At 69.5% G+C, this 12,386-nt stretch carries 11 protein-coding genes and 1 pseudogene; 4 read left to right on the top strand and 8 right to left on the bottom strand.

The genetic code is table 11. The features are described 5' to 3' along the window. Positions 1-146: 146 nt before the first annotated feature. The 3 genes from tpg to IE140_RS35210 all read right to left on the bottom strand — a co-directional run bounded on the left by tpg (position 147) and on the right by IE140_RS35210 (position 4,241). On the bottom strand, positions 147-704 hold the full coding sequence (gene tpg, locus IE140_RS35220; RefSeq protein WP_150193767.1) for a telomere-protecting terminal protein Tpg: 558 nt from the start codon (positions 702-704) through the stop codon (positions 147-149). 3 nt (positions 705-707) lie between these two features. Next, on the bottom strand, positions 708-2,828 hold the full coding sequence (gene tap, locus IE140_RS35215; RefSeq protein ID WP_150193768.1) for a telomere-associated protein Tap: 2,121 nt from the start codon (positions 2,826-2,828) through the stop codon (positions 708-710). A 111-nt stretch (positions 2,829-2,939) separates the two neighbouring features. Beyond that, positions 2,940-4,241, bottom strand: a complete 1,302-nt coding sequence (locus tag IE140_RS35210; RefSeq protein ID WP_229827117.1) for a DNA cytosine methyltransferase — start codon at positions 4,239-4,241, stop codon at positions 2,940-2,942. Positions 4,242-4,385: 144 nt separating this feature from the next. Here IE140_RS35210 and IE140_RS35205 point away from each other — a divergent pair, with 144 nt between their 5' ends. After that, positions 4,386-5,000, top strand: coding sequence for a prolyl oligopeptidase family serine peptidase (locus tag IE140_RS35205; RefSeq protein ID WP_229827115.1), 615 nt, complete (start codon positions 4,386-4,388; stop codon positions 4,998-5,000). 245 nt (positions 5,001-5,245) lie between these two features. Here IE140_RS35205 and IE140_RS35200 read toward each other — a convergent pair. Further along, a pseudogene (locus tag IE140_RS35200) lies at positions 5,246-5,451 on the bottom strand (IS256 family transposase); the annotation flags it as partial. Between the two features lie 282 nt (positions 5,452-5,733). Further along, a complete protein-coding gene (locus tag IE140_RS35195; RefSeq protein WP_093439443.1) occupies positions 5,734-6,600 on the bottom strand; it encodes an alpha/beta fold hydrolase in 867 nt (288 codons plus the stop codon). A gap of 106 nt (positions 6,601-6,706) precedes the next feature. Between IE140_RS35195 and IE140_RS35190 the strand changes: the two genes are divergently transcribed. The 3 genes from IE140_RS35190 (at position 6,707) to IE140_RS35180 (ending at position 8,667) form a co-directional block, all read left to right on the top strand. Then, a complete protein-coding gene (locus IE140_RS35190; RefSeq protein WP_093439440.1) occupies positions 6,707-7,186 on the top strand; it encodes a CGNR zinc finger domain-containing protein in 480 nt (159 codons plus the stop codon). A gap of 385 nt (positions 7,187-7,571) precedes the next feature. Continuing rightward, complete coding sequence (locus IE140_RS35185; RefSeq protein ID WP_167533456.1) at positions 7,572-7,739, top strand: hypothetical protein; 168 nt, start codon at positions 7,572-7,574, stop codon at positions 7,737-7,739. Between the two features lie 373 nt (positions 7,740-8,112). Further along, positions 8,113-8,667: a hypothetical protein gene (locus tag IE140_RS35180; RefSeq protein WP_150193769.1), complete on the top strand. Its 555-nt coding sequence runs from the start codon at positions 8,113-8,115 to the stop codon at positions 8,665-8,667. Between the two features lie 201 nt (positions 8,668-8,868). On the opposite strand, the gene IE140_RS35175 is transcribed toward IE140_RS35180, so the two are convergent. The 3 genes from IE140_RS35175 to IE140_RS35165 all read right to left on the bottom strand — a co-directional run bounded on the left by IE140_RS35175 (position 8,869) and on the right by IE140_RS35165 (position 12,218). Then, positions 8,869-9,204, bottom strand: a complete 336-nt coding sequence (locus IE140_RS35175; protein WP_150193770.1) for a hypothetical protein — start codon at positions 9,202-9,204, stop codon at positions 8,869-8,871. 601 nt (positions 9,205-9,805) lie between these two features. Beyond that, positions 9,806-11,248, bottom strand: a complete 1,443-nt coding sequence (locus IE140_RS35170) for an NF041680 family putative transposase (RefSeq protein WP_150193771.1) — start codon at positions 11,246-11,248, stop codon at positions 9,806-9,808. 199 nt (positions 11,249-11,447) lie between these two features. Next, the gene (locus tag IE140_RS35165) at positions 11,448-12,218 is read right to left on the bottom strand and encodes a transposase (protein ID WP_150193772.1); all 771 of its coding nucleotides are present in this window, start codon (positions 12,216-12,218) and stop codon (positions 11,448-11,450) included. Positions 12,219-12,386 lie beyond the last annotated feature (168 nt).

Here is a 12,386-nt window from a genome sequence, read left to right as displayed (position 1 = left end):
GTCGGACGAACGGGGTGCGCTCGGCGGTCGGATCGCGGGCGGCCGTCGCGCACGCCCCGTGGCTGACGGTGCGGTTTCCGGGGGGGTCCCGCCCCGCCCGTGCCTCGCATCGGAGGCACGGGCGGGCGGGGTGGGGTGGGGTGGGGTCAGAAGTCGAGGTCCAGGTAGTCGATGTCGTTGATCTCGACGTCGGAGAGGCCCATGGCGCGGCTGCCGCCGTCCTGGAAGTACACGTCCTTCAGTCCCTCGGCGACGATCCCGCGCATCTCTCCCTCGCTGGCCCCGGCGTCCCGCGCGTCGAACAGGCGCTGGGCGTAGGTGGCGGGGAGGTGGACGGTGAGGCGTCGGAATCTCCCGTCGTCAGTGGTGCCGACGGGTGCGGTGTAGCCGAAGCGGGCCCGGGTCTCCACGGTGATGCCGCCGGTGGTGGCGGCCTGCCGCTGGCGGCGTTTGCGGACCTGGGGCTGCCAGCGGGTGCGGACCGCGTCGTCGATCTTCGCGGCGACGTCGGCGCGGGCGTTCTTGCGGGCGCCGCGCCGGTAGCGGTTCACGGAGTCGGCGGTGACGCCGAGTTCCCGTGCGACGGCCTTCGCGCTGCCCATCTGCTTGAGCAGGTAGCCGATCTGGGCTTTCAGCGTCTTGGGGGGTTCGCGGGTGAAGGCTTCCCGGTCGGCGCGCTCGATCGCGTCCTCGATCTCACCCATGACCTACTCCCCCGCGTCCAGAACGGCGTCGCCGCCCTTGATGTGGCGGGCCGGATTCAGGCCCTTCTCCATCAGGTCGACCGCCCACGACATCGACTGGACGCCTTCGAGCTTCGCCAGGCCCGGGGCCAGGCCGAGGCGGAAGCCTCCGGGCCGGGGCTTACCGGCCTCGTCGTACGGGAGGAAGTCGATCGGGCTCTCCCCGGGGCTGGCGTAGACGACGCAGTCGGACAGGACTGCGAGCGGGTAGAGGCCGGTCATCTTCGCCATGTTGGTGATCTTGCGGTGCATGTTCACACGGGCCTTGCTGATGACGGCGGCGCGGATGTCCGGCCGCCACGTCGGCCGTTCCAAGGCCGGCCACCGCTGCCCCGTTTTGTAGTGGCGTCCCTGGGGGCGTTCGCGGAGCTTGCCGATGCCGCCCTTGACGGTCGCTTTGATCGCGGACAGTACGGCGGCCATGGCGGGGTCGGTCTGCTTGTAGGTCTCCATCGCGGCGAGGAAGGCGTGGTCGTCGAGGTCCCGGGTGACGCCGAGGTCGGCGAGCGTGTCGATGTAGGCGGTTTTGAGGCGGTCGTGCCAGGGGTCCAGGTACGCGCCGGTCTCGCGGCGCAGGTAGGCCTCGATGGGGTGGACGTCGTGCCCGAGTTCCTGGGCGTAGGCGACGGTGTTGGTCTGGTACCAGGCCGGGCCGGTGGGGCGGGTGCCGTCGGGGGTGAACGGTGAGGGCAGGCGGGGGTCCAGCTCGATGTGGCTCAGATCGACGAGCCAGGTTCCGGGGATCTTCGGGTTGAACGCCGGGGCGTGGAAGTGGTCCGGGGCGGAGAGGCCGACGGTGAGGCGGGAGGCGGCCGCGAGGAACGCCGTGTTCAGGTCGAGGCCGACCGCGAAGGGCAGCGTGCACTCCTGGCCGGTCAGGGCGTCGACGGGTCGGGCCCACTGGTAGGCCTCCTCGTTCAGGAAGCCGCCCGTCCAGCCGGTCTCCACGACGACGGGGTGTTCCGGGGTGGCTTCCGGCGGGGCCGGGTCCATCGGCTCGGTGCCGAGACTGCCCGCGTTGTGGCCGGAGACCCAGGCGCCGGTCGCCGCCTCCCGCACGGCCCTGGTCGGGGGGCGCAGCGCGGTCATCAGTTCCAGGCCGGAGACCGCTGTGGAGCCGCGCGGGGTGGTGACCCGTGTGGCGTAGGTGCCCAGGACGCGGGCGATGTCGGCCGGGTCCATGTCGGCGACGCCGGGCCAGGACCGTTCGTCCAGCGCGTCCCACGACAGGATCGCGAGCTGGACGCACTGCCGGTCGCGTCCCTGCGCCTTGCGGTACACCCGGGCCCAGGGGCCGAACCCGCGCTGCGTGAGCTGCCAGCGCGCCTTGGCCACCTGCTTGACGACCGGGTGGTCCTCCGGCAGGCGAAGGGAGCGCCGCTGCTCGTGGCCTTCGAGCCGCTCTGGGAGTCCGACCTTCACTGCGGCTTCGGCGGTGAGCACGATCAGCGGGTCGGCGTCCTTACCGTTGCGGTGCAGCCTCGCCGCGCCGAGCCCGGACTCGGTGAGCGTCCACTCGACCAGTTCCGGGATCGTAGTGGCAGGGCAGTGCATGACGAGGTCATCGACGCCGTACGCGGAACCGTGGCCGTCGAGCACGGCGAGCGGCCCGTTCGGGAAGCCCGAGTCGGTCGGCGACTGCGCCTTCTTCCTCGCCGCCGGGCGGCGCGACGTCGCCGGACGGGCGGGGCGGCGCTCGGGAGCGGACTCAGCGGCCGGGGCCGGTGCATCGGTCTTCGTCGCAGGGGCCTCGGGGGTGGTGGCCGGTCCGGTGAACGTCTCCGGAACCTCTGAGGCCCCGCCGGGTTGCTGGACTGCTGGGGTCGTTGCGTCGGCGGCGGGATACTTCGCCGCCCATCCGTTCAGCAGCCGCTGGTAAGCGGCCAGGCGCGGTTCCTTGGGCTCGGAACTGCCCGTCTCGTAGGCCTTCACCATCTGGGCCGACGTCTTGAGGGCGAGGGCGAGACGGGCTCGCGTGACGCCTGCGGCCTCCCGCAGACGGGTGCGCTCGGCCGGGGGCGGGAGCTGCGGCTCCTCCTCCAGCAGGGCGTCCACCGACGCGATGAGCTCTTCCTCGGATGCCATGTCGATCCCCTTTCGTACGTAGAACTTAGTCAGCGCGGTGGCTGCCGGTGGCGGCGGCCGAGGAGCGGTCCCTCGGCCGCCGAGGTTCTGGGTGCGGCAGAGCTTTCTGATCTAGAGGACGGCGGCGACCCGGGAGCCGAGCCACTGGGCGACGTTGCAGCTCACGGCGTTTCCGGCCTGCATGGTCTGCTCGGTCTTGTTGCCGCGCATGATGTAGTCGCCGGGGAAGCGCTGGGCGGCGAGCTGCTCGACGGGCTGGAGCATCCGGAAGTGGCAGTCCTCCACGCTCAGGACCTCTTCGAGGTCCTTGCCGTGGGTGAGGACTCCGGCCGAGTCGCGGGTGGCGAGAGTGAGCAGCGGCTCGCTGGTGGGCTTGGCACTGCCTCGGCGGTAGGGGATGACGAGTCCGTGGTGTCGGCCTGCGGCGGTGACGGTGGCGAGCGGGCGGTCCACGGTGTCGACGCGGCCGTTGCGGCGCATGGTGACGACGTAGGGCATGGTGACCAGTGCCTCGGTGTCGCGGGTGGTGCGGGTCCGCATCGGCTCGTGGAGGTCGGTGGTGGTGTTGTTCCAGGTGCCTCCGGCGGGGACGAGCATGCCGTGCCGGTCGGGGATGAGGAGGCCTTCGCCGACCTTGCGGGTGCGTGCGGGCAGGGGGCCCTGTTCTGGTGCCATGGCGCGTCCGTCGTGGCCGGAGTGGTTGAGGGTGAGGAGGCTGGCTCGCTGCGGGTACTGGGCGAGGCCCTTCTCGATGCGGGTGATGGTGTTGGCCGCGAGAGGGCGGGGGCGGTCGCCGATGCGCTTGCCGAGGTTGGTCCAGTCGATCGCGTCGGCGGCGGGGCGGACGTAGGGCTCGACGATGCGCTTGCCGCACCGGGTGTTGGGGCACCGGTAGTCGTACTGCTGGCGGTACTTGCCGACGCGGCGGCCGTTGCGCCAGGCCTGGACGGCGTCGACGTCCTCGTCGCACTCGGGGCACCAGGCCAGCGGCCGGGGGCTCAGGTCGGGGATCCGGATGCCGGTGCGGGTGAACACGATGTAGATGCGGTCGCGCCACTGGGGGGCGTGCTCGTTGTCCTCGCCGCCGACATGGGCGGAGGAGACGGAGACGATCTGGCTGTTGTAGCCGAGGAGTTCGATGCCCTGTCGCCACCACTGGAAGAGCCTCCAGTCGGTGGCGAACTCGGTGACGTTCTCGCAGAGGATCGCCTTGTAGTAGTGGACCTCGGCGGCCCGCATGACGTCGTAGGCGGTGGCGCGGGTACGGACGAACCTTTCCGGGTCGGCGGGCTCGTAGTCGTCCCCGATGCCGATCTGACCATTCTGGGCGCTGCGGCGGGTTCCTCCGGCGGGGCTGATCCCGGTGCAGATCGGTGAGGCCCAGAGGATGTCCGTGGTGGGCAGGCGGCGCATGTCGGCGCGGCGGGAGTCTTCCGGCTGCGGCTTCGGGTCACCTGCCGTCTCCCCGCTCGTGACGGACCATCTCGCCGACACCAGCACGTGCACCGTCGGCGACGAGATGCCGGAGTACGGGCCCGGGACCGGCACCGAAGGCCTGTGGCACCGAGGCGAGGATCATCAGGGCACCTACGAGGCTTCCACGACGCCTCCTACGGCAACCTCGGCAACGCCAGCTTCCTCGAAGGCCACGTCGCCGCGATTCGCCAACTGGCCTGCCGTAACCCCTGGATCGACATCGACCGGTTCGGCGGCGCCGGAGTGTCCGGCGGCGGCTTCGCCACCGTCAGAGCAATGCTCACCCACGCCGACCTCTACAAGGTCGGCGTCGCCCTGTGCGGCAACCACGACCTCCGTCACTACCTGGCGCTGTGGGCCGACACCTACCTCGGCGAAGGCACCGAGGAGCAATGGGCCGAGACTGCCAATCCGAACCTCGCCGCCAATCTGACCGGGAAGCTTCTGCTCGTCCACGGCGAGCTCGACGACAACGTCCTGCCCTACCAGACCCTCAACCTCGTCGACGCCCTCATCGACGCCGACAAGGACTTCGACCTGCTTATCGTCCCCGGCGTCGAACACAGCTTCATGGGCCGCGGCCACTATGTCACGCGCCGGACGTGGGATGACCTCGTCCGGCACCTGCTCGGGACGCAACCACCGGAGGGATACGCACTGCAGCCCTTTCCCGCCGGCACCGAGCTGCACGGATAGCCGCCCACACGGCAGAGAGTCCGCCCGTACCGTCGTCGGCCCGATCATCGAGCCGTCCCCGGAAAGCGCGACCGATGGCAGGCCCGAACGCCTGCAACAACGAACGGCATTCTCCGCATACCTCAATACCGACCGGCTGCCGTGAGGGCATTAACCAGATCCTGCAGGTAGCGGTGATACCAGAGGTGCTGGGGCGGTGCCTCATCGAAGGACTCGTCGGTCATGCGGAGAGCCTTTAGGTTCGCTCACACCAGCTGGCCGCGTTCGAAGCGGGCGCCGGCACGGACCAGGGCAACCAGGTGGGGTGCGTTGGCCGCGCGGCAGCGCGTCTGGGCGGACTCGATGAGCACGACGGCCACGGCGAGTGTGCAGCAGCGCGGCTGCCAGCACCTTTCCGAATCGGAGAGGTAACGGCAGGTCGAGGCCGGCATCTGAAGGCGGCATCCACTGGGCCACGCTCGGGTTTGGACTGGTGGCCCTGTCGTGGACCGTGAGCAGCGAGAGGGCGTCGAGGCCGTTGACGCAGGTTGCCGGGGGATCTCGATGCCGGCAGTACTTCAGCGGAACGTGTGGGGCGGGCCCGGCAGGGAGTGGGGCCGGCCGCCCGCGCCGGGCGGGTGCCGTCGCTTTTCCCAGCCGTGCCGGGGACGGGAGCGCCGTACGGCCGATCTGGGACGGGCCGGGGGCTGGCGCGGTGGCCTGCGAAGGCCGCTTCGCCAGCCCCCCGACCTGTCTACCCCAGCACCCGCCCGAGGAAGCCGCGGAGGTATCCGGCGACTACGTCCAGGTGGCTCTCCAGCAGGAAGTGGCCGCCGTTGATCAGGTGCACTTCCGCGTTCTTGGCATCGCGGGCGAAGGCGCGTGCGCCCGCCGGGCCGAAGATTTCGTCGTTCTGGCCCCAGATGGCGAGCACAGGGACCTCGCTGGTGCGGAGGTATTCGTGCAGCAGCGGGTAGAGCGGGCGGTTGTTCTGGTAGTCCCGGAACAGTGCCAGCTGGATCTCGTCGTTGCCCTCGCGCGAGACGAGCGCGACGTCGTGCTTCCAGGTGTCCGGACTGACCACGCTCGGATCGGGTACGCCGTGCACGTACTGCCAGCGGATGGCCTCGAGACTCATCGCGGCGCGGACGGCGGGTTCGGTGTCGGGGCCGGGATTCGCCCCGTAGGCCCACAGGCCGTCCCAGAAGGAGTCGACGAAACCGTCCTCGTAGCCGTTGCCGTTCTGGGTGACGATGGCGGAGACGCGCTCGGGGTTCTTCAGCGCGAGGCGCCATCCGATGGGGGCGCCGTAGTCCTGGACGTAGAGGGCGTAGCGGTCCAGGCCCAGCTGGTCGAGCAGCCCGGAGGTGAGTTCGGCCAGGGCGTCGAAGGTGTAGTCGAACTCCGTTGTGGGCGGGGCGTCGGAGTGGCCGAAGCCGAGGTGGTCCGGGGCGATGACGTGGTAGTCGTCGGCCAGCAGCGGGATGAGTTCCCGGAACATGAACGAACTGGTCGGGTAGCCGTGCAGCAGCACGATCACGGGGGCGTCGGCGGGGCCGGCCTCGCGGTAGTAGATCTCGTGACCGTCGACGGTGGCGGTCCGGTGGTGCACCGAGCTCATGTCTAACCCCTTTGCGCGTTCGATCTGGTTAGCTGTTCGCTACGCAAGCACGGGATGGGCTAACCTGTCAAACGATTCGATCTGGTTAGAAAGGCGGTGATGCCCGATGGACGCGCTACTGGACCTGCTCAACAGCAGGCCGCTGATCAACGGCGAGGAGCGGGACGCGCTCGGCGACCCGGCCGAAGGCAGGCGCTGGGCGCGGGAACACGGCGGCGACGGCAGCCTCGCGGAACTGACGCTGCTGCGCGAGGCGCGGGACGTCCTGCAGGATGTGGTGCGCGGAAACTCTTCGCCCGCCGCGCTGGGCCCGCTGCTGGAAGGGGTTCACCAGATCCCGGAGGTCACTTCGGACGGTCTCCAGTGGGCGGTCAGGTTCCCCCCGCACGCCCGGCTGGCTGTCGAGACGGTCCTCGCCTGGGCCGGCACCGAGGAACGGATGCCCGGCCGGCTGCGCCCCTGTGCCAATACCGAGTGCCAGTTGTTCCTGCTCGACCGCAGCCGCGCCAACCGCGCCCGCTGGTGCTCGATGGCCGTCTGCGGCAACCGCGAGAAAGTGCGCCGCCACTACGAACGCACCCGCTGAATCCGCATCCAAGGGCCCGGCGGGAGCCGAACGGGAACCCGCCGAGCAGGCGGCGAGGAGCGATGCCCTTCTCGGTGGGCGGCCCCGGTAGCATCCGGAGCCCGGCAGCCGAAGGCGGCACCATGCCGGCCTGTGGGGTCGCGCGAGGCCCCTGGCGGTGCGGCGGTGGGCTGCTCGGCGTTGGGTTGAGGTCTAGAACCAACGCCGTTCAGCTAGGGCGGGGCTTGGGGCGTCAAGGGGTGCTCGTGAGCATGTTGATGCTGATGGTGGCTTTGCAGGTCGTCCGGTCGATGGCGGGTCCGCGTGCGTTGTATTTCGGGATCGCTCGTTTGACGATGCGGCCTTTGATACGGACCCGCCGGGTGGGCAGCAGGTGGGCCAGGACGTGACGGCCGATGGCGCCGACGAGCTCGATGTGCGTGTCGGTGACGATGCCGGCGGCCAGGACGATCTGGTCCCGGGCGGCGGCGAGGGCGGTGGGAAGCCGGCTCTGCCGGGGTCGGTGCCCGGGATGCTGTCGGTGGCATCCGTCATCGCGGTCCGCAGGGCCTGACAGGCGGTCAGCAGGGCCCAGACCTCCTGCCCGACGTCGGGGCCTGGTCCAGCCGAGTGTCTGCTTGAACAGGCGGTGGAGAAGGCCGAGATGGACAAACCCGTGTCGACGGTCTCGACCACGACGCCGTCGACGGTCTCGACCACAGCCTCGGAGTTGCCGAAGCAGACCGCATCCGATCGGTAACGAGGGCGGCCCCACCCGATGGGGGTCGCCCTCGACCGTTTCCGCCCCCACTCGCCATTCGCCCGAACACCCCGGGCCAACATCGACTTTCCGCCAATCAGTAGAACGTGCTTAACTCTGCATCACTGCCAGGCCATAGTTACTTCCGTCAGAAGTTGCAGCAGTGAGGGAAGTTATAGGGGTAGAAATGGCGATCCGGATCAGGCTCGGTGACTACGAACGAGTGACCGGCGACGTGCTCGGCCGGGCTGCCGTCGGCTGCTTCCCGCGCATGACCGAAGCCGAGGCCCTGGAAGCCGGCCGCGGCGTGTGGCGGCTCGACATGAAGATCGTGAGCCGCGAGCGGTTCCTCCTCATCACCGACGCCGGCCAGGGCCTGGTCCGCGCCGTCGCCGAGATCACCGCCGTCACCGAGCACGACACCGACCGCGGACGCAAGAAGGCCTTGGAAGCAAACCTCCTCGGCCCCGGACACCCGATGTACGACACGTACATCAACCAGCCCGACCCGCTCGCCAACGACTCCCGCAACAGCGTCAAGTACGGCGACCTGCCCGAAGAGCTGCCCTTCCGTACCCGTGACTGTGCGTGCGGCTGCGGCGAGACCACCACCCACGACTTCGTCCCCGGCCACGAACTGCGCGCCATCCAGGCCCGCGTACGCGAGCACTTCGGCGGCTCGGTCCTGTCCTTCATCACCTGGCTCGACGCCGAACTCCCGCCCGCGGCACCGGCCTCGTGACCTGACGGGCCGCAGAACACGAGGACCCCGGCGAGCACACCGCCGGGGTCCTGCCATCCCTTTCGGGCGCATCTCGATTGACGCCTCCACGGGCGCGGCCACGCGGCCGGGGTGGTCCGCGGCAGCGGGATTTCGTCCAGGTGCAGCCACCGCTCCCGGCCGGCCTCATCGGGCAGGCAGAACCGCACATCCCCGGCCTCGTCAGCCTCGTACGGGGGCATCACCCACCGCCCGAAGCAAGGCCCGCAGCCTCGGACAGGGGGCCTGCAACGCCCGCCCGCGCACCCCCTCACCGCGCAAGGCGACCAGGGCGAAGGAGGCGACGTTCACCCCGGTGCGCCGGTGACCGTCGGCGTGGGCCACCGCCTCGGGGTGCTCCACGATGGAGGCAAGCGCCTGCGGCCCGGCAACCGTGTACGTCAGCAGCAGATCCCCACGCTGGAGCACCACCTGCGCCCCCGGCCCCATCGCCGAGCCCTGCGTACCGTCGACCGTCAAGGCCACCTTGCCGATCACCGGGCCCATTTGCGATCTCACGGACCTCATCGAACTGCTCCACCGTGGCATCCACGAACCGCTCGGAGTCAGGCAACACCAGCACGCAGTGCCCGTTCCACGAAGTGCCCGTCCAGCTCGGAGTGAGCGATCCGTAGCGGGTGCCGCCTCCGTCCTCGTGCTGAACCGCCAGGTCGACCGGCAGCAGTTCGGCCCGCACGCCGAGCTGACCGTACGCGTTGCGCAGCGTCATGCAGGCGTCCACGCACACGTTCGCCGGGATGCGGCCGTCAGCGAGGGCCACCCACAGGCACGGCAGCACCAGTTCCACCAGCTGCTCCGGCTTCGCGTGTTCCAGCATCCGCGCCGTATGGCCCATGTTCCCCCCGCAGCGGCAACCCGCCGCCCGGCAACACCACGACCGCCTCACGCGGACGCGGCACCGGGGAGCGACCTGGGACCCGCTTCTGCGGCGTTCGGTGCTTCCTGCCCCGCTTCTGCTTCGACATGAGCAGAGCCTGAAGATCACCCTCGCTCCGCAACAGACCGCATTCACGCCGAGTCGAGTCGGAGCCCAAAGCAGTTACCCAGAGTTACACGCCACCTGGCCGTGGCTATACGAGAACAGGGCCCAACTTGATCTTTAACCTGTGCGGCGCGGTCGTGGGTCCGTTGGCTTCTTCGTTCGTCGTTTCGCGGAGCCTGGTTTGCCGACCGTGTGCACGTCGTGACGCGGGGTGGGTCGGGTGTTCTTGCTTCCGGGCGGCCGGCCAGGTCCGGGGCGTGAGGCTTTCGGTGCTCCGGCTGGGCAGTCGGCCTTCGGGCGGAGGTGCCGAAAGTCGCGGCGGACGCGGGCAGGGGTCAGCCTGTCGGGAGGGGACGACTTTTCCCACGGCCGCCGGAGGTCGGCTGCCAGCGGACGGGCGAGCCGTAGCTGGGTGAAGACCGCGAGGATCAGCCAGGTCCAGCGGTCGGCGGCTTCGGGGGTGCGGATCTTCGGGCAGGTCCAGCCGAGCGTCTGCTTGAACAGGCGGAAGGTGTGCTCGATGTCGAAGCGCCGCAAGAATGCTTGCCAGAACGTGTCGACGTCGGTCTCACAGGCATCGGTGCCTGACCACCACAGCCAGACCGGCTTTGGTGTGGCGCCGCTGGGCAGGTGCTCAACGTGCAGGCGGATCACGGTGCCCTCGATGACCGGCAGTGCACCGAGCTGGGAAGTCCAGGCCGAACGATGGGTCAGCCGAGGATGAAGTCGGTCCCAGGCCCTGGCCGTGGCCGTCCCGTAGAGGCGGGTCGTGGTGACCGTCTGCGCGTCGGGTGTGCCCCAGGTGGCCGGGTCTCCGAAGACGAATTCACCGCCATGACGCGGCGGGCGGCCGCGGGTGCCGGGCTCGCGGGGTGGGACCGCGCGTCGCAGGACGCGGTCCGACCGCATGCGTCCCAGTACCTGCACCGGGAGATCCTGCAGAAGAAAGGCCAGGCGGGGCACGTCGTAGCCGGCATCCACCACGATCAGGATCGACGGATCGCCGTCCGTCCACTGCCCGGCCGCGACCAGTCGCTCGACGAGCTCGCGCATCTGCCCGGCCGTGACAGTGGCAGCGTCATCACCCGGTGCCAGACGTAGTGCGTCCAGAGGCGCGGTCCAGGAACTGCGTCCCGTCTCCAGTGCGCAGATCACCGAGTACGGCCAGCCGGGAACGGGAATGTGCTGATCCTTGCCCCGGCCGTAGGTATGGCACAGGATCCGCTGCGGCGAGGTGTGAGCGTTGGGCCGCAGCCAGCAGGTGAGATCGGCGGCCAGGACCAGCCGGCCGTCAGCCGCCCGCGCCAGCGGCACCGCGGCCAGGGCCCATCGGAGCCGGGCCACATCGACCCGGCCCGCGGACAGGGCGTCGTAGAGCCCGCCGTGCCCGCGACGGTGTTCACCGACCAGCGACAGCACCGGGCCGTCCGCGCACAACACCGCGTCCGCGAGTTCGAACAGCGCGTCCGCACGCCTGGTCAGACAGGAGTAGAACTCACCCCGGAAGCGTGACAGTCCCGCAAACGGATCCTGCCGGACAGCATGATGCGACAGACTCATCCCCACGGCCTTCGCGCTGAGCTTGTGTGTTCCTTGGTCGGATCACATGCTCAGCCGAAGGCCGCCCGCACGTAGGGCAGTTACCAATCCGAGTGATCAAGTACGAGGACTCGTTCGGACTCCGAGGTTAAAGATCAAGCTAAAGGTTGTTGTAGAAGGGTGGGTGTGGGCAGGTCAAAGTGGTGTTTGACCTGCTGGTTCAGCCGGTCATGGCGAGGTTGTGCATGGTGGCGACGGCTTGGACGGCGTGGTGGAGGCCGTCTCCTTTCTGGCGGCAGTCGCGGAGGATTTTCCAGTTCTTCATGCGGGCGAAGGTGTGCTCGACGCGGGCGCGGACGCGTCGGTGTTCGGCGTTGTCCTCCTCCTGGCCGCGTAGGAGCGGGCGTCCGGCTCTCTTGCGGTGCGGGACGATCAGTCCGGTTCCCAGGTAGGCGCTGTCGGCGATGACCGTGGTCCCGGCCGCGATGGCGGGCAGGTCCGATTCCCGCCAGGCGTGGGCGTCGGCCTTGTTGCCGGGGACGGGGCGGGCCGAGGCGATCACCAGGCGGCTGTCCGCATCGATGATGACCTGCACATTCGCCGAGAACCGGTAGTTGCGGGAGGACGCGGCGACCGTACGGTCACGGACCGGGACGTGGGTTCCGTCCACGATCCACAGCCGTTCGACGTCCGCGACGGGCCGCTGCGCCGGCTCGATAGCCAGGAGCGGCCGCAGGCGCTGGATGACCCGGCAGACGGTGGCCGGGGAGATCCCGAAGAGCGGGGCGAGCTGCCGCATCGTGAGGTTGGTGCGGTAGTAGACGGCCACCAGCAGGACCCGGTCCGCCAGTGGCAGGCACCACGGGCGCCCTCCACCGGGACCGTTTCCTCCCCGCTCCCGTACCGCCTTCACCAACTTCTCGAACCGGCCCATCCGCAACCCGGTGAACGTCTCCACCCACAACGGCTCAGCCCGCAAAACCCCGCCCATACAAGAGGAATGCCCTAACCCAGGCTTTCTGCAACAACCTTTAGTAGGGCTTTGTTACGTCTCTGGGCAAGTAGTCGCTCTGGTGGTTTCCTGCTGGTATGAGGGTGGATGAACTCGTTTCGTGCAGGGGCCGGTTGGAGGAGTTTGCCGGGGAGGTGTTCGCGCCGT

Source organism: Streptomyces parvus (assembly GCF_014648875.1).
GTDB lineage: Bacteria > Actinomycetota > Actinomycetes > Streptomycetales > Streptomycetaceae > Streptomyces > Streptomyces parvus.
The sequence above is the reverse complement of the archived record's forward strand: the minus strand, read 5'-3'. Positions and strand labels throughout refer to the sequence as shown.

Bases quoted from the DNA above. Each gene is read 5' to 3' on its own strand.
- tpg (WP_150193767.1), bottom strand. From the start codon at position 704: ATGGGTGAGATCGAGGACGCGATCGAGCGCGCCGACCGGGAAGCCTTC.
- IE140_RS35190 (WP_093439440.1), top strand. From the start codon at position 6,707: ATGGACGCGCTACTGGACCTGCTCAACAGCAGGCCGCTGATCAACGGC.
- IE140_RS35170 (WP_150193771.1), bottom strand. From the start codon at position 11,248: ATGAGTCTGTCGCATCATGCTGTCCGGCAGGATCCGTTTGCGGGACTG.
- IE140_RS35210 (WP_229827117.1), bottom strand. From the start codon at position 4,241: ATGCGCCGCCTGCCCACCACGGACATCCTCTGGGCCTCACCGATCTGC.
- IE140_RS35195 (WP_093439443.1), bottom strand. From the start codon at position 6,600: ATGAGCTCGGTGCACCACCGGACCGCCACCGTCGACGGTCACGAGATC.
- IE140_RS35165 (WP_150193772.1), bottom strand. From the start codon at position 12,218: ATGGGCGGGGTTTTGCGGGCTGAGCCGTTGTGGGTGGAGACGTTCACC.
- tap (WP_150193768.1), bottom strand. From the start codon at position 2,828: ATGGCATCCGAGGAAGAGCTCATCGCGTCGGTGGACGCCCTGCTGGAG.
- IE140_RS35180 (WP_150193769.1), top strand. From the start codon at position 8,113: ATGGCGATCCGGATCAGGCTCGGTGACTACGAACGAGTGACCGGCGAC.